This window comes from Sellimonas caecigallum, assembly GCF_019754295.1.
In the GTDB taxonomy this organism is placed as follows: Bacteria; Bacillota; Clostridia; order Lachnospirales; family Lachnospiraceae; genus Sellimonas; species Sellimonas caecigallum.
In genome coordinates this window covers 117,601-134,126 of the sequence record NZ_VIRV01000002.1, presented here as the reverse complement: position 1 = coordinate 134,126, position 16,526 = coordinate 117,601, and the positions used below count along the sequence as shown (strand labels likewise).

Annotated in this window: 13 protein-coding genes; 10 read left to right on the top strand and 3 right to left on the bottom strand. The window is 45.6% G+C overall.

Annotated elements, in window-relative coordinates; translation table 11 throughout:
- Nucleotides 1-52: 52 nt before the first annotated feature.
- The 3 genes from FLB61_RS03095 to FLB61_RS03085 all read left to right on the top strand — a co-directional run bounded on the left by FLB61_RS03095 (nt 53) and on the right by FLB61_RS03085 (nt 6,178).
- Nucleotides 53-2,581 carry an FAD-dependent oxidoreductase gene (locus tag FLB61_RS03095; protein ID WP_221919376.1) on the top strand — a complete coding sequence of 843 codons (2,529 nt, stop codon included), beginning with the start codon at nt 53-55 and terminating at the stop codon, nt 2,579-2,581.
- Between the two features lie 223 nt (nt 2,582-2,804).
- Nucleotides 2,805-4,973: a 1,3-beta-galactosyl-N-acetylhexosamine phosphorylase gene (gnpA, locus tag FLB61_RS03090; RefSeq protein WP_087210051.1), complete on the top strand. Its 2,169-nt coding sequence runs from the start codon at nt 2,805-2,807 to the stop codon at nt 4,971-4,973.
- Between the two features lie 86 nt (nt 4,974-5,059).
- Complete coding sequence (locus FLB61_RS03085; RefSeq protein WP_246599084.1) at nt 5,060-6,178, top strand: anaerobic sulfatase maturase; 1,119 nt, start codon at nt 5,060-5,062, stop codon at nt 6,176-6,178.
- Between the two features lie 88 nt (nt 6,179-6,266).
- Here the strand turns inward: FLB61_RS03085 and FLB61_RS03080 are convergent, their stop codons facing one another.
- The gene (locus FLB61_RS03080) at nt 6,267-7,727 is read right to left on the bottom strand and encodes an arylsulfatase (protein WP_221919375.1); all 1,461 of its coding nucleotides are present in this window, start codon (nt 7,725-7,727) and stop codon (nt 6,267-6,269) included.
- A 208-nt stretch (nt 7,728-7,935) separates the two neighbouring features.
- Between FLB61_RS03080 and FLB61_RS03075 the strand changes: the two genes are divergently transcribed.
- Complete coding sequence (locus FLB61_RS03075; RefSeq protein WP_221919405.1) at nt 7,936-8,724, top strand: sulfite exporter TauE/SafE family protein; 789 nt, start codon at nt 7,936-7,938, stop codon at nt 8,722-8,724.
- A 2-nt stretch (nt 8,725-8,726) separates the two neighbouring features.
- On the opposite strand, the gene FLB61_RS03070 is transcribed toward FLB61_RS03075, so the two are convergent.
- Nucleotides 8,727-9,569, bottom strand: coding sequence for an AraC family transcriptional regulator (locus FLB61_RS03070; RefSeq protein WP_221919374.1), 843 nt, complete (start codon nt 9,567-9,569; stop codon nt 8,727-8,729).
- A gap of 276 nt (nt 9,570-9,845) precedes the next feature.
- Between FLB61_RS03070 and FLB61_RS03065 the strand changes: the two genes are divergently transcribed.
- The 4 genes from FLB61_RS03065 to FLB61_RS03050 all read left to right on the top strand — a co-directional run bounded on the left by FLB61_RS03065 (nt 9,846) and on the right by FLB61_RS03050 (nt 13,276).
- A complete protein-coding gene (locus tag FLB61_RS03065; RefSeq protein WP_221919373.1) occupies nt 9,846-11,231 on the top strand; it encodes a carbohydrate ABC transporter substrate-binding protein in 1,386 nt (461 codons plus the stop codon).
- A 79-nt stretch (nt 11,232-11,310) separates the two neighbouring features.
- A complete protein-coding gene (locus FLB61_RS03060) occupies nt 11,311-12,201 on the top strand; it encodes a carbohydrate ABC transporter permease (RefSeq protein WP_221919372.1) in 891 nt (296 codons plus the stop codon).
- Nucleotides 12,202-12,219: 18 nt separating this feature from the next.
- Nucleotides 12,220-13,092, top strand: coding sequence for a carbohydrate ABC transporter permease (locus FLB61_RS03055; RefSeq protein ID WP_221919371.1), 873 nt, complete (start codon nt 12,220-12,222; stop codon nt 13,090-13,092).
- 13 nt (nt 13,093-13,105) lie between these two features.
- Nucleotides 13,106-13,276: a DUF6903 family protein gene (locus FLB61_RS03050; RefSeq protein ID WP_204244035.1), complete on the top strand. Its 171-nt coding sequence runs from the start codon at nt 13,106-13,108 to the stop codon at nt 13,274-13,276.
- 56 nt (nt 13,277-13,332) lie between these two features.
- Here FLB61_RS03050 and FLB61_RS03045 read toward each other — a convergent pair whose 3' ends face one another.
- Nucleotides 13,333-14,253, bottom strand: coding sequence for an AraC family transcriptional regulator (locus FLB61_RS03045; RefSeq protein ID WP_221919370.1), 921 nt, complete (start codon nt 14,251-14,253; stop codon nt 13,333-13,335).
- A gap of 206 nt (nt 14,254-14,459) precedes the next feature.
- Here FLB61_RS03045 and FLB61_RS03040 point away from each other — a divergent pair, with 206 nt between their 5' ends.
- Both FLB61_RS03040 and FLB61_RS03035 read left to right on the top strand, forming a co-directional pair.
- Nucleotides 14,460-15,383: a nucleotidyltransferase family protein gene (locus FLB61_RS03040; protein ID WP_087210032.1), complete on the top strand. Its 924-nt coding sequence runs from the start codon at nt 14,460-14,462 to the stop codon at nt 15,381-15,383.
- Between the two features lie 4 nt (nt 15,384-15,387).
- Entirely contained in the window at nt 15,388-16,503 is a 1,116-nt protein-coding gene (locus FLB61_RS03035; RefSeq protein WP_221919369.1) for a phosphotransferase enzyme family protein, read from the top strand.
- The last annotated feature ends 23 nt before the right edge of the window (nt 16,504-16,526 follow it).

The following is a 16,526-nucleotide window of genomic DNA, read 5'->3' as shown; positions in this document are numbered from 1 at the left end:
ATAATTTAAAACAATAATGATAATTTTTATCAAAATTACAGGAGGTGCGTGTATGAAAGCGCTGGAACTAAGGAAGAATTTTTACTGGACTGGAATTGTCGACGCTGACCTGCGTGTGTTTGACATTATCATGTACACGGAATTTGGGACAACGTACAATTCCTACGTCATGAAAGCAGGGGACAAGACCATCTTGTTTGAGACGGCCAAAGAGAAGTGGTTTGATGAATATCTGGAAAAAGTAAAAGAAGTAACGGATGTTGAAAAGATTGATTATCTGATAGTAGAGCACACGGAGCCAGACCATGCGGGAAGCGTGGAGCGGCTTCTGGATCTGAATCCGGGGATGAAGATCATCGGAACAGGATGCGCCCTGGGATTTCTAAAAGAGATCGTCAACAGAGATTTTACGGGAATTCCGGCAAAAGACAACATGAGGATGCAGATCGGGGATAAGACACTCCGTTTCCTCTTTGTACCGAATCTTCACTGGCCGGATACGATGTATACGTATATCGAGGAAGAGCAGATCCTCGTGACATGCGATTCTTTCGGTTCCCACTACGGATTTGAAGATGTACTTTTAAGCAAGGTCACAGATCATGAAGGATATATGCGCGCCACAAAATACTACTTTGACAATATCATCGGTCCGTTTAAGCCGTTTATGCTGAAGGCTCTGGAGAAGATAAGACCTCTTGACATTACGATGATCTGCACGGGACATGGCCCGGTAATTGATGATAAAATTGATTTTATCATGAATACGTATGAGGAATGGTCCACGGTTGTGAATCCAAATCCGCGCAAGACGGTTATCATCCCGTATGTAAGCGCCTATGGATACACGAAAATGCTGTCTGAGAAGATCGCAGAAGGAATCCGTGCAAGCGGAGATATTGATGTGCGTTCCTATGATATGGTAGAGGCTGATCAGGCAAAGGTGCTGGAGGAGCTTGGATTTGCAGACGGCATTCTCTTCGGATCTCCGACCATCGTAGGCGAAGCACTAAAACCGATCTGGGATCTGACAACATCCATTTTTGCGGGGACTCACGGCGGAAAGCTGGCAAGCGCCTTCGGAAGCTACGGATGGAGCGGCGAGGCTGTGCCGCACCTGATCACACGGCTCAAACAGCTGCGCATGAAAGTGACAGAAGGATTCCGCGTACGATTTAAACCCAATGAAAATCAGCTTCAGGATGCCTTCGATTATGGATTTAATTTTGGCTGTCTTCTTCAGGAAAAGGAAAATCCGAAGAAAACAACAGGAAGCCGCAAGCTCGTGAAATGTCTTGTGTGCGGAGAAATCTTTGACTCTTCTATCGATATCTGCCCGGTATGCGGCGTCGGAAGAGAAAACTTTGTGGAAGTGGAGGCAGAAGAAACAAATTTCTCCAACGATACCAACCATTTCTATGTGATCTTAGGAAACGGGGCGGCCGGTCATAACGCGGCGCAGGCGATCCGGGAAAGGGACAAGACAGGAACTATTGTCATGATTTCCAATGAGCCGTACCGGACATACAACAGGCCGATGCTTACAAAATCAATTATGGCAGATCTGAACGAAGAACAGATTGCGGTAGAAAGTGCATCCTGGTATGAAGAAAACCGAGTATACCAGATTCTGGGGCATGAAGTAACCAAAATTGATACAGAAGCAAAAGAAGTTGTTCTGGATGATGGAACCAAGTACCATTATACAAAACTGATCTATGCACTTGGAGCAGAATGCTTCATCCCTCCAATTGAAGGAGCCGCACAAGAAGGTGTAATCGCAATCCGCAGACTGGAAGATACGAAAAAAGTATCCGAACGTCTCAAACATACGAAACACGCCGTCGTTATCGGAGGCGGAGTGCTGGGACTGGAAGCAGCGTGGGAACTCAAAAAAGCAAAATGTGAAGTGACCGTTCTCGAATTGGCCCCGGTACTGATGGGCAGACAGCTGGACAAAGAAGCAGGAGAAATGCTGAAAATGATCAGCGAGGCACAAGGAATTCAGATCCAGACCGGAGTACAGATCGAAGCCATCGAAGGAGATGGAACGGCTACGGCAGTAAGACTTGGAGACGGGACAGTAATCCCGGCAGAGCTGGTCATCATTTCCTGTGGAGTAAGGGCAAATACGGCACTTGCAAAAGCGGCAGGAATTGAGACTAACCGGGCTGTCATTGTCAATGAAAAAATGCAGACAAATATTACAGACATCTACGCATGCGGCGACTGCGCAGAATATCAGGAAATCAATTACGCTATCTGGCCACAGGCAGTAGAAGAAGGAAAAACCGCAGGAGCACAGGCTGCAGGAGAAAATATCACATATGAACACGTGCCGGCAGCACTCAGCTTCCACGGCATGAACACCGCACTCTTTGCGGCCGGAGATACAGGAAAAAATCCAAATCTCATATACAAAACAGCCGAATTCAAAGATTCCGGGAAAAAACAATACCAAAAATATTACTTCCTCAACAACAGACTGTGCGGAGTCATCCTCATCGGCGATACAAGCAGAATGGCAGAAATGACAGAAGCACTGGAAAAACACAAGCTGTATAAAGATGTAATCAAATAGCAGAACAGGTTAGTGGTACAAAAAATTGATTCGGGGACGTGTTCCGATGCATCGGAACACGTCCCCGAATCTTTTACGAATCTTTTATATGATTCTTTCACTGGTTTTCAAAAAATAGCAAGATTTCTAAAAATGAAAGCAATATGCAAATTGACTGTTTGTATATTTTTTTGTAAGCTTGGTATAGCAATTTTAGTGATGTTGAACATGTAAAGAGAGGAGAATGACCGTGAAAGAGTGTACGAGCGGAAGAGTTACAATACCTACAGATGTCGATGTTGTTCCTGAGACATTGGAATTGGTTAAGCGTTGGGGGGCGGATGCGATCCGTGACTGTGACGGTACTGATTATCCGGAAGAGTTGAGGGACGTAGATGCCAAGGTTTATTCTACATATTATACGACGAGGAAGGATAATGCCTGGGCGAAAGCGAATCCGGATGAGATCCAGCAGATGTATATCATGACTCCTTTCTACACTGCGGTGGAGAGCGAGCTGTCTATCCATCTGATGAACCATCTGTATCCGGATATGCTGAAGGTAAATGATCATGATGATATTAAAAGATGGTGGGAAGTGATCGATCGTACGACAGGGGAAGTTGTTCCTGTCGGTAAGTGGAGCTATAATGCTGAAACAGGCGATGTGACGATCCACAATGCGAAGGAATTTCACGATTATACGGTAAGTTTTCTTGCATATATCATGTGGGATCCGGTGCATATGTATAATGCAGTGACAAACGGATGGACAAATTTTGAAAAGCAGATCACTTTCGATGTGCGCCAGCCGAAGACGCACAAATATTCTATGGAGCGTCTGCGCAAATATATTGCAGACAATCCGCATATCGACGTGATCCGTTATACGACATTTTTCCACCAGTTCACACTGATTTTTGATGAGTTGGCAAGAGAAAAATATGTAGACTGGTACGGATATTCTGCATCTGTAAGTCCATATATCCTGGAGCAGTTTGAGGAAGAAGTGGGGTACAAGTTCCGTCCGGAATATATTATCGATCAGGGGTATATGAACAATACATACCGTATCCCATCTAAGGAATTCCAGGATTTCCAGGCTTTCCAGAGAAGAGAAGTGGCCAAGCTTGCAAAAGAGATGGTGGATATCACGCATGAGTGCGGTAAAGAAGCCATGATGTTCCTTGGCGATCACTGGATCGGAATGGAGCCGTTCATGGATGAATTCAAGAGCATCGGACTTGACGCGGTAGTTGGAAGTGTGGGCAACGGCTGCACACTCAGGCTGATCAGCGACATTGAAGGCGTAAAATACACAGAGGGAAGATTCCTTCCGTATTTCTTCCCGGATACGTTCCACGAAGGCGGGGATCCGGTCAAGGAGGCAAAGGTCAACTGGGTAACGGCAAGACGTGCCATCTTAAGAAAACCGATCGACCGTATCGGATACGGCGGTTACCTGAAACTTGCAATGGAATTCCCGGAATTTATCGATTATGTGGAAAGTGTATGTAAAGAGTTCCGTACGTTATACGACAATATCAAAGGAACCACACCGTACTGCATCAAAAAAGTCGCAGTGCTCAACTGCTGGGGTAAAATGCGCGCGTGGGGAAATCATATGGTACACCATGCGATCTACTACAAACAGAACTACTCTTACGCAGGTGTCATCGAGGCACTCAGCGGTGCTCCGTTTGATGTGAAATTTATAAGCTTTGACGATATCCGCGAAAATCCGGCGATTCTGGATGACATCGATGTGATCCTGAATGTGGGGGATGCGGACACAGCATACACAGGCGGAGACAACTGGACAGACGAGAAGATTGTCACAGCCATCAAGAAGTTCGTGTACAATGGCGGCGGTTTTATCGGAGTAGGCGAACCGGCAGCTCATCAGTACGAAGGACATTTCTTCCAGCTTGCGACCATCATGGGTGTGGAAAAAGAGACTGGATTCACATTAAATGTGGACAAATACAACTGGGATGAACACGATCACTTTATCAAAGAAGACTGTACAAAGGACATTGATTTTGGCGAAGGAAAGAAAAATATCTATGCCCTTGACGGAGCTCAGATCCTTGTTCAAAGAGATCAGGAAGTACAGCTGGCTGTCAACGAGTTCGGAAAAGGACGCTGTGTATATATCAGCGGTCTCCCGTACAGTTTTGAAAACAGCCGTATTCTGTACCGTTCCATCATTTGGTCTTCACACGATGAGGAAAACCTGCACAAATGGTTCAGCACAAACTTCAACGTGGAAGTTCACGCTTATGTGAAAAACGGAAAATACTGTGTTGTAAACAATACGTATGAACCGCAGAGCACAACGGTGTACAAAGGAGACGGCACAAGTTTTGATCTGGATCTGGATGCAAATGAAATCGTTTGGTATGAAATTTAAATAGCATAAAAGAGGGTCAAACCCCTGCGCTGTCATTCAAGGATGCAGAGCAGGGGTTTGGCTTATAAACGGAAAGGACAGAAAAAATGATGGAGCAGATTCAGATTTTGATAAAGCCGGCATCCTCTGCATGTGATCTCCGGTGCCGCTATTGCTTTTACAGAGATGAGGCATCACACCGGAAAGAAGGGAATCTCGGGAAAATGGAACCGCAAGTGATGGAAGCAATCATTGAAAAAGGGCTGTCATGTGCGCAAAACGTTGTGTTCGCATTTCAGGGAGGAGAACCGACGCTTGCCGGATTGGAATTTTTTCGTACCTTTGCAAAAACTGTGGAAGAAAAGAGAAAGAACGGGCAAAAAGTTTCTTATACGATTCAAACAAACGGATATGGGATCGATGATGAATGGATTTCTTTTTTTCGAAAAAATCGTTTTCTTGTAGGAGTATCTTTGGACGGCGTACGGAAAACACATGATGAGAACAGATTGTCCTCAGATGGCAGCGGTACGTTCGAAAAAGTCTTTGAGAACATAAAAAAGATGCAAAAGCAGCAGGTAGATATGAATGTTCTCTGTGTGCTCAACCGCCAGACGGCAGAAAAGATCGAGGCGATCTACCGGTTTTTTATGAGAAAAGGGCTATATTATCAGCAGTATATCCCTTGTCTGGATCCTTTGGATAGAGAACGGGGAAAAGAAAATTACTCTCTGCCCCCGAAGTTGTATGCAGATGCCCTGAAGAGATTGTTTGACCTTTGGTTTGAAGATAAAAGAGCAGGGAATCTGGTATATATCAGACAGTTTGACAATTATCTGCATGTGCTTCGCGGCGGGACACCGGAGGCGTGCACGATGTATGGAAAATGCAGTATGCAAAATGTAGTAGAAGCGGACGGAAGTGTGTATCCATGTGATTTTTATGCGCTGGATACATACAGAATGGGCAATATCAAAGAGACGGATTTTGCGGCGCTTCAGGAGCAGGCATCGCGCGAAGAGGAAGGGACATTCTTTGAAAATCCTGCCAGGAGAGACGACAGGTGTCCATCCTGTCGGTGGTACCCCCTTTGCAGAGGTGGATGCAAGCGGGATTGTGAGGAGCAGGCGGGAACTGTCAGGAATTATTATTGTGAAGTGTACACAGAATTTTTTGAGTATGCCATCGGAAGGCTGGAATGGCTGGCGGAAAATAGATATATGTAAAAAGACAAAACCGATTCGCCACAAAAAGAGTACCGTAAAGCAGATGCTTTTCGGTACTTTTTAAGGTGTTCTGTCATTTCATTTTTTATCAGCGGGCGGTAGCATGTGGAAGTGTCACAGGATATGGGCGCCCCGGAATCAGGCGGGAGCCGTCGCTCATGCCTTCCGTCCGATCCTTCAGGCAGTCGATCAGATGCCCTCGAAGTTCGTGGATCCGATTCTGTCTGTCCGGATCATCGATACGGTCGCAAAGTTCGTGTGGATCTTCTTTCAGGTCAAAATACTGCTCCTGACCGGTTGCTGAATGCCAGATATATTTGTCTGTCTCCGTCACGATCCAGTGGTTGGAAAATTCCCCGTAGGAATGTTCCCCGTGGAGCCAAGGGCGGACGGATGCGCTTGGATCGGCCGTGAGAGGCAGAAGGCAGGAACCGTCCACACTGTCCGGAATCTGGGCGCCGGCGATAGAAAGGAGTGTCGGCATGACATCCCTGAGTTCCACGACCGCGTGGCATGTGGAAGAGGATTTCAGATCCGGCAGTACATTTTTCCCGGCTGCGATAAGAAATGGGATATGGCAGCTTCCTTCATATGGGCGGGATTTCCGGAACATATGATGGTCGCACAGCTCTTCCCCGTGGTCGGAAGTAAAAAGGATCACGGAATCATCGTACACTTCCTGTTCGATGAGGGCCATGATCAGACGTCCGATCTGGTGGTCCAGGTGGGTAATGCAGGCGTAGTATCCGATCATTGCCTGGCGAGCCAGTTCTTTGTCGATCGGTCCGGTTTTGGAGTCAAAGATCCGGCCGTCTTTTCTCAGGTATTCTTCTGTCTCCCAACTGCCTACGAAAGGTTCGCGGAGCGGTTTATCCTTATAAAGGTCAAAGTAATACTGCGGGGCGTCAAATGGCGGGTGCGGGCGCAGGTAGGAGGCCATAAGGAAGAATGGCCGGTTTGGATCCCGACGCCGCAGGAAGTCGAGACTTCGGTCTGTGACCCAGTTGGTCGGATGATACTTCTCTTCGTGCATCCAAGGACGTGCAAGGTAGCTGTTGCAGTCGATACCGGTGTCAGTCACATCTGCTGTCACACCAAGCTCCTGCTTCAGCCAGTAAAAATAGTCGTCGGCAACAAACTGGGATTCCCGGTATGGGACACTTCCGTAGCGTGCGGCGTGGAGATACCCGTCGTGCAGATCCACATTGTGGAAACCGAGATAATTCCTGAGAGGATGGACATGCATCTTTCCTACACACTGGGTATAGTACCCGGCTTTGGAGAGTTCGCCGGCCATTGTGTTAGCGTAATTCCACGGTACATTGTCTTCGTATCCAAGCCGCCCGTGGTGGCTCTGCTCCATTCCGGTGTGGAGTGCCGCGCGGGCCGCGATGCAGCTCGGACAAGCGCTGTAAGCGCGGTCAAAACAGACTCCTTTGGATGCAAGTGTGTCCAGGTATGGAGTCTTTACATCCGGGTGTCCGGCATAGCCAAGACAGTCGCCGCGAAGCTGATCAGTCATGATCAATATGATATTAGGCTGTTTCATTTTTCTGGTACTCCTTTTTCATTTTGGTCTGTCGTGTGTTCTGACTACACAATAATACACATCGGTTGGAAAAGCAAGGAAGGACAGGAAATAAAAAACAAACAGCAAGATTTATAAAAAAGTGGACAAGAAAAGAGGTAGAAGAAAACAGAAGAAAGAGGTATAGTAAAATTAACTGTGCCCAAAGAAGGAGGAGAAAAAAATGGTTATGGTATTTGCATTTTTTGCGGTCAGTATACTGTCATCCATCGTGGGATCGATCTGTGGGATCGGAGGGGGCGTGATCATCAAGCCGGTGCTGGATGCAGCGGGGATCATGAGCGTGAGCTGCATCAGTTTCCTGTCGGGATGTACAGTGCTGGCCATGTCTGTGGTCTCTGTGTACAAAAATATCAAGGCTAAGTCCACAAAGCTCAATGTGAAGATTGCCACAGCTCTGGCCATAGGGGCTGCTGTAGGAGGTGTCCTTGGGAAAAGTATGTTCCAGGCCTTGAAGAAGACGGTGGGAAATGAGAATCTTGTAGGGATGACTCAGGCCATTGTATTGATCCTCATTACACTTGGGACACTTGTATACACGATATATAAGAACAAAATCCGGACAAGACAATGCCGACAGATATGGGTGTGTGTCATCATAGGTATTATCCTCGGCATCATGTCCAGCTTCCTTGGAATCGGCGGAGGACCGATCAATCTTGTGGTGTTGGCATATTTCTTTTCCATGTCCACGAAGGAGGCGGCCCTTAGTTCCCTTTACATTATCATGTTTTCGCAGATTACAAGCCTGATACAGACGATCGTTACCGGGACCGTGCCGGATGTGAAGGCTGTTTACTTCATCGTTATGGTCGTTGGAGGGATCCTTGGCGGAACTATCGGCAGCAGGATCAACAAAAAGATCAGCGAAGAAAATGTCAATAAACTTTTCATTTTTCTGATGGCAGTCATCATCTGCATCAATATCTACAATGCTGTGAAGTTCGGCATGGCGTAGGGTCAATCTTTTTCTTTTTTCGGAAGGCTGCGTGTCTGTCGGTATTTGATGGGAGTCATACCATAAGCTTTCCGGAATGTCTGTGTAAAATAAGACTGGGACGAAAAGCCTGTCAGCGAAGAAATCTGTGCGATGGAATAGTTGAAGGATTCCAGGAGCCGGCAGGCTGTCTTAAGCCTCTGCTGATTCAGATACTGGATCGGGGAGAGCCCGGTATATTTCGTAAAAGAATGCACCATATAATATTTATTCATATGTGTCAGGGCGGTAAGCGTATCTAAGGTAATATGCTGTGCATAATTAGTGTCCAGATATTCCTTGATCTGCATACATTCTTTTGTCATTTTTATGGAACTGATCGGAACAGGAACGAGTTTCCACGTGCGTATGATCTTGAGGATCAGGATTTCCAGAAGATGCTGGCAGATTGCTTCAGACCCATATTGTAAAGTTCGGATCTCAAAGAGCATCTGGCGAAACAGCTCCAGGATACTTGGATCGTTCTTGAAGTTACAGAGAATCTGCCCGGTCGGGTTGGCAGAGTCCATAAATGAGATTCCGTCGATTCCAAGGACATAGTACTCAAGGGGCGTATCTTTGGAAGACTGCTCCGTGTGTTCCGTGTAAGGTGGAATGATGACCAGATCGCCCGGCTTGATGGGGTGGTTTTCCGTGCCAAAAAGGAAAGACCCTTTTCCGTCTACCACGAGAAGAAGCTCGGTAAAATGGTGGGTGTGAAGGATATTAGTCCAGTCGCCTTCGTCTTTTGCGTAAGAAATGGAAAGCAGTTTTGAGTTCAGTTTACGTATATCGGTTTCTTTTACAGGGTAATGTCTGTTGCTCATAGATACAATTTCTCCTTTATTTCTTTAAAGTTCCTGAAATATACAGATAACTATATTGTTCAAAATGTTTGTGTAAGCGGCAATGATTTAACAATATAATACATAAAATGCACAAAAAAAGCAAGATTTATAAAAAAGAGAGCAATAGAAAGATAGAAACGTCCCGGCATTCGAGCTATAATTTAGACATATAAAACGAAAGGGTACGGCAAGTGATGCAGCCGTACGTGCCAAGGAGTTAAGCTGGGGGCATCGACAGCAGAGAGGAGATTAATTATGAAAATGAAAAAGGTAAAGAAACTGGTTGCTTTATCTCTTGTTTCTGCCATGACAGTGACAGCGCTGGCTGGATGTGGAAGCAAGTCTAATGATGAAGGCGGATCAGACAAGAGCGGAGACGAAAATGTCCTGAAAGTAGCTGCTTTCAATGGTGGTAACGGAGAACAGATCTGGAAAGATATCGCTGCAGCATTCGAAAAAGAAAACGAAGGAGTTAAAGTAGAACTGCAGATTTCTTCTGAACTTGATCAGGATCTCACAAAGAACATCAAGAATAAAGATTATCCGGACGTTGTATACTACAATCTCGGACAGGAAAGCGGATTTACGGAAAACATGCTGAAAGAAAATGCAGTGGAAGACATCTCAGACGTGTTTGACGATGAGTTAAGAGGCAGACTGATCGACGGTATCCTTGATGGTACAGACGCTCAGCCTTACGGAGACGGAAAAATCTATCTTGCACCGATCTTCTACACACCGACAGGATTCTGGTACAATAAGAATCTTTTTGAAGGAGACAATGCAAAATACACACTTCCGACAAACTGGGATGAGTTCTTTGCACTTGGAGACCAGGCAAAGAAAGATGGGGTTTCCCTCTTCACATTCCCGCAGGCAGGATACCTGGATGCGACAATGTACACAATGCTCGAACAGGCAGGCGGAATGGACTTTTACAACAAGGCATTAAAATACGATGCAGATACATGGACATCCGAAGCAGGACAGAAAGTGCTTGATACACTTGGTAAACTTGTGACTCCGGATTACACACAGGAAGACACAGTTGCCAATGCAAACGCAGACGGCGGATTCAAGATCAACCAGCAGAACGTGATCGACGGAAAAGCACTTTTCATGCCAAACGGAAACTGGGTTATCGGAGAAATGGCAGCTTCCACACCGAAGGAATTCTCCTGGGGTATGATGCCGGCGCCGAAGTGGTCTGGAGATACAACACAGGCTGTTTACATGTTCACAGAACAGATGTGGATCCCGAAGGAAGCTCCGAACATGGAACTTGCAAAAGAATTCGTTAAATTTATGTATTCTGATACAGTTGTTGATATTCTGTTAAACAATACAACGACAAACAAAGAGACAAAAGAGACAACACCTGCACCAATCGTTGCACCGGTCAAGGGAGCAGCTGACAAACTTCCGGAAGGAACAACAAAAGACGTATATGCAGCATCCGCAGCAGAAGACGTTGTATCTGTAACAGGTACATGGGCTACAACAAAACCGATCGAAGGCCTCGATATGAAGAAGAATGTATACGGCGCAGTAGAGTCCATCAATACTGGAGATATGACAGTAGAAGACTGGCAGAACCAGCTTGTCGACACATGGAAAAAATGTGCAGATAACATGGAATAAGCCGAACAGGATTTGATACTAGAGTAATAAACGGTGAGTTGCGACAACTCACCGTTTTTAAAAGAGAAGGAGGGAAAAAATGAACAGAGCGAAATCTCAGAGAAGATTTGTGCTGGCCTGTCTTGCGCCGGCAGTGATCCTCGTAGCGATCTTCATCTTCTATCCGACGATCAATGTATTTAAGATGTCCCTGTTCCGCATGGGCGCGATCACGAATACAAGCGAATTTGTGGGACTTTCGAACTTTAAGACACTGATGGAAGATAAAAACTTCCTCGAAGCCATGCAGAACACGATTCTGATCATCGTACTCGTAATGATCTGTACGATCGTGCTGGCAATTTTATTTGCAGCGCTTTTGTCACGGGGAAAATTCAAGGGAAAAAATTTCTTCCGTGTTATTTTCTACATACCGAATATTTTGAGTATCGTTGTTATCGGCGGTATCTTCGGAGCGATCTATGATCCGAGCAACGGTCTTCTCAATACTTTCCTGGAAGCAATCCACCTGGACGGACTGACACACAAGTGGATGGGAGAGCCGGACATTGTAATCTATTCCGTCATCTTTGCTCTTGTATGGCAGGCGATCGGATACTACATGGTAATGTATATGTCCGGAATGTCCGCGATCCCGGAAGATCTGTATGAAGCGGCATCTCTGGACGGATCATCAGAGATCCATACATTTTTCTCAGTGACGCTTCCGCTGATCTGGACAAATATCAGGACAACTTTGACATTCTACATCATCAGTACGATTAACTTAAGCTTCCTGTTCGTACAGATCATGACGGACGGAGGTCCGAACGGGAAGACGGAAGTATTCCTGAACTATATGTACAAACAGGCATATGGGAACGGAGCATATGGATACGGTATGGCAATCGGCGTGGTCGTATTCCTGTTCTCGTTCATTTTAGCAGCTATTGTAAACAAGATCACAGACAGAGAAGTCTATGAAATGTAGGAAGGAGGGCACAGAGATATGAATAAACACAAAAAACCAGGTAATATCGTAAGTAAAGTTGTCATCTACATAGCCCTCATCGTTCTGGCGATTTCCATCATCGTACCTGTGGCCTGGGTATTCATGGCAAGCTTCAAGCAGAATTCTGAGTTCATAGGTAAAGGCACAAATCCGTGGGCACTTCCGAAGAAATGGTTTGTACAGAACTATCAGGTAGCGTTCCAGGATGCCCAGATGGGAGAGTTCCTCTTCAATACAATTCTGGTCACAGTGCTGGCGTTGGTACTGATCCTTGTGATCGCCCTTCCGGCAGCATATGTACTGTCCAGATTTAAGTTCAGAGGAAACAAGATCCTGAACATCATCTTCATGGCAGGACTCTTTATCAATGTGAACTACATCGTAGTTCCGATCTTCCTGATGTTGAGCGATTGGGATACGGCCCTTGGATTCCAGTTCTTCCTGGATAACCGGTTTATACTGGCCCTGATCTACGCATCCTGCCACCTGCCGTTTACGATCTATCTTCTGAGCAGTTACTTTAAGACACTTCCGAGGGGATTCGAAGAAGCGGCGTACATCGACGGATGCAGTTACTTTAAGACGATGGTAAAGATCATGATCCCGATGGCAAAACCAAGCATCATCACAGTGCTCCTTTTCAACTTCCTTACATTCTGGAACGAGTACATCATCGCATACACATTGATGGATGAACACGGAACACTGGCGATGGGACTTAAGAACCTGATGGCAGTAGAAAGAACAGCGACCAACTATGGTATCATGTACGCAGGTCTTGTTATCGTAATGCTTCCGGTACTGATCTTCTACATCTGTGTACAGAAACGTCTGACAGAAGGTATGACACTCGGCGGACTGAAAGGTTAGGAGGGGAATGGTAATGAATAAGAATATCGTAAGAAATGTAATTATGGTCATTGTCTTTATCGTATGCCTCGCCCTGATCATCATCGGACAAAAGAATATCAGTGCAACCGGCCTGATGATGGAACTGGTAGGTCTGATCGGACTTCTGACACTTTTGTTTATCTATAATCACAGGTATAAATAATACGGTAAATGAAAAGCGTCTCCGCGCGTAAAAGCGGGAGGCGCTTTTTGCTTTTTTTATTTGAGTTTTCTGTCTGCCATGGCTTTGATGGACAAGGTATACTCCGACGGCGTCATTCCGGTCATTTTCTTAAACTGTCTCGAAAAATAGTGGATGGATGTGTATCCCAGGTGTTCGGATATCTGGGTAAAATTCATCTTTCCGGTGCGCATCATCTGTTTCGCGGCGTCGATCTTCATGTGGGAAAAGTACTCGATGATCCCAAGGCCGCTCTTTTTCTGAAAGATCTTCTGCAGCTGTGATCTCCCGATGAGATTGTCCCGACAGATCTTTTCGATTGTAAGGCGGGAAGACAGATGGAGATTCAGATATTCGACGATCCGGTTGAATGTTTCTGTGTCCGTATTTTCTTTCATTGTCTTATCCGGTTTTCCGACATAAGATTCCGGTGGTTGTTTGACGGAGAACTCTTTGTACTTGCGGTAAAGATAGATTAAAAGCTCCTCGAGATAAATCTGGATGAGCTGTCCGGATGCGGCAGGTGCCTCCTGTTTTGCGACAAGGACTGTCTGGTATGGATCGTCCAGCCTGCCTTCCAGAAAAAGATTGGCCTCTGTGATCAGTTTGGCCAGAAGCCCCCGCGCCGCATCGTCCACATGGAGGATCTTCCCGCGGAAAAAATCCATAAGCGGGCTTTGGCAGGAGAAAGAAATGACGATCAGATTTGGGGCGATGCTCCCGTTTGCCCTGACCCAGTGAAATTCATTCGGTTCATGAAAAACGATCTCCCCGCGTTTTAACACATGGGTCTTATCCCCGGCTCCGATCAGCACTTCTCCCTTGTCTACGCACACGAACTCCCAAAAATCATGGGACTCCCCGGGAAAAGAAAAGTCACTCATATATTCAAAGTAGTGGAGGGAGAAAATTTCGTTGATCTGTAATTCTTTGCGGAAAACAATACCCTGGTATTCCATGATGACACCTCTCTTTATCTTACCGTTTCTTTCGTTTGATTTTATCATACATCATGGAGGACAAAAATGCAAAGCGAAAATGCAGATTGTACAAATGAAATAGAATATCAGATAAAGATTTTTCCGCGTTTTTATCATACAATAAGAGCAGTGAGATAAATGGAAAATGACCGCGTGAAAAGCGGAAAAAGAAGGAGGAAAAGACAATGAAAAAACCGGTTTTGGTAATTATGGCAGCAGGAATGGGAAGCAGATATGGCGGATTAAAACAGATTGATCCGGTCGACAAAGAGGGTCATATCATCATGGATTTTTCTATCTTTGATGCAAAACGTGCGGGATTTGAAAAAGTTGTATTTATTATTAAGAAAGAAAACGAAGCAGACTTTAAAGAAGCAGTAGGAAACCGGATGGAGAAGATCATGGATGTAGCTTACGCATTCCAGGATCTCAACAATATTCCGGAAGGATTTGAAGTGCCGGAAGGACGTGTGAAACCGTGGGGAACAGCGCATGCAGTCTTGAGCGCGATCGATGAAGTGGACGGACCGTTCGCAGTAATCAACGCAGACGACTACTACGGACGTCATGCATTTGAAACTATCTACAATTTCCTTACGACACATGAAGACGATGAAAAATACCGTTACACAATGGTAGGATATCGTCTGAAAAATACAGTGACAGACAATGGACATGTGGCAAGGGGAATCTGTGAGATCAATTCTGATAAAGAACTTGTGGAGGTCAACGAACGTACAAGGATCGAAAAGAGAGACGGCGGTATCGCATATTCTGAAGATGACGGACAGACATGGGTATCCGTTGATCCAGACACACTCGTATCCATGAACATGTGGGGATTCACAAGGAGTATCCTCGACGAGATCAAAGCAGGATTCCCTGCATTCCTGGAAAAAGGTCTCAAGGAAAACCCGATGAAATGTGAGTACTTCCTGCCGTCAGTTGTAAGTGACCTTCTCGGACAGGAACGTGCGACAGTAACTGTGCTGGAATCCGAAGATAAGTGGTATGGTGTGACATACAAAGAAGACAAGCCGGTTGTGGAAAATGCAATCCAGGAATTAAAAGACGCGGGAGTATATCCGCAGAAACTGTGGGAGGAATAATCAAATGAAACGTGTAAATCAGGCTCAGATCGATGAAGCAATCGCAAATTTTCAGTACGAAGGAATGTTGGTGGACCAGAGACCATACGGGAGCGGACACATCAATGATACATACCTTTTGACTTTTGAAATTGCAGAGATGGGAAAAATCCGTGTCATTCTTCAGAGAATGAACAACGAGATTTTTACAAATCCGGTGGAACTTATGGAAAATATCATTTCCGTGACATCCTATCTCCGTAAAAAGATCATAGAAAATGGCGGGGATCCGGACAGAGAGACATTAAATGTTATCCGTGCGGTGGACGGAAAACCGTACTTTGTGGACTATAAAGGCGACTACTGGCGTTCTTACAAATTCATCACAGACGCCACAAGCTATGACAAAGTAGAGAAACCGGACGATTTCTACCAGAGCGCAGTGTCATTCGGACATTTCCAGAGACTGCTTGCTGACTATCCGGCCGACACACTCCATGAGACGATCAAAGGTTTCCACGATACGAAGGCTAGATTCCAGGTATTTAAAGAAGCAGTGAAAAAAGACGTGTGCAGCCGCGCGGCAAGCGTAAAGAAAGAGATCGATTTTGTCCTTGCCCATGAAGATGTGGCAAATGTATTTGGGGAACTTTTGGAAAAAGGAGAGATCCCGCTGCGTGTTACACACAATGATACAAAACTGAACAATATCATGATCGACAACAAGACAGGAAAAGGAATCTGCGTCATCGACCTGGATACTGTTATGCCGGGACTTGCAATGAACGACTTCGGCGATTCCATCCGTTTTGGCGCAAGCACAGCGGCAGAAGACGAACAGGATCTGAGCAAAGTATCCTGCAGCATGGAACTTTTTGATCTGTATGTGAAAGGTTTCATGGAAGGATGCGGCGGCAAACTTACGAAGAAAGAAGTAGAACTGCTTCCGATGGGTGCAAAGGTCATGACATTCGAATGCGGTATGCGCTTCCTCACAGACTATCTGGAAGGCGATCACTACTTCAAGATCCACAGAGAAGGTCATAACCTTGACAGATGCCGCACACAGTTTAAGCTGGTGGAAGATATGGAAGCAAAATGGGATACGATGCAGGAAATCGTAAAAAAATATCAGTCATAACATCTGAGGTTGTGATATAATAG

Bases quoted from the DNA above. Each gene is read 5' to 3' on its own strand.
- FLB61_RS03095 (WP_221919376.1), top strand. From the start codon at position 53: ATGAAAGCGCTGGAACTAAGGAAGAATTTTTACTGGACTGGAATTGTC.
- gnpA (WP_087210051.1), top strand. From the start codon at position 2,805: ATGACCGTGAAAGAGTGTACGAGCGGAAGAGTTACAATACCTACAGAT.
- FLB61_RS03085 (WP_246599084.1), top strand. From the start codon at position 5,060: ATGATGGAGCAGATTCAGATTTTGATAAAGCCGGCATCCTCTGCATGT.
- FLB61_RS03080 (WP_221919375.1), bottom strand. From the start codon at position 7,727: ATGAAACAGCCTAATATCATATTGATCATGACTGATCAGCTTCGCGGC.
- FLB61_RS03075 (WP_221919405.1), top strand. From the start codon at position 7,936: ATGGTATTTGCATTTTTTGCGGTCAGTATACTGTCATCCATCGTGGGA.
- FLB61_RS03070 (WP_221919374.1), bottom strand. From the start codon at position 9,569: ATGAGCAACAGACATTACCCTGTAAAAGAAACCGATATACGTAAACTG.
- FLB61_RS03065 (WP_221919373.1), top strand. From the start codon at position 9,846: ATGAAAATGAAAAAGGTAAAGAAACTGGTTGCTTTATCTCTTGTTTCT.
- FLB61_RS03060 (WP_221919372.1), top strand. From the start codon at position 11,311: ATGAACAGAGCGAAATCTCAGAGAAGATTTGTGCTGGCCTGTCTTGCG.
- FLB61_RS03055 (WP_221919371.1), top strand. From the start codon at position 12,220: ATGAATAAACACAAAAAACCAGGTAATATCGTAAGTAAAGTTGTCATC.
- FLB61_RS03050 (WP_204244035.1), top strand. From the start codon at position 13,106: ATGAATAAGAATATCGTAAGAAATGTAATTATGGTCATTGTCTTTATC.
- FLB61_RS03045 (WP_221919370.1), bottom strand. From the start codon at position 14,253: ATGGAATACCAGGGTATTGTTTTCCGCAAAGAATTACAGATCAACGAA.
- FLB61_RS03040 (WP_087210032.1), top strand. From the start codon at position 14,460: ATGAAAAAACCGGTTTTGGTAATTATGGCAGCAGGAATGGGAAGCAGA.
- FLB61_RS03035 (WP_221919369.1), top strand. From the start codon at position 15,388: ATGAAACGTGTAAATCAGGCTCAGATCGATGAAGCAATCGCAAATTTT.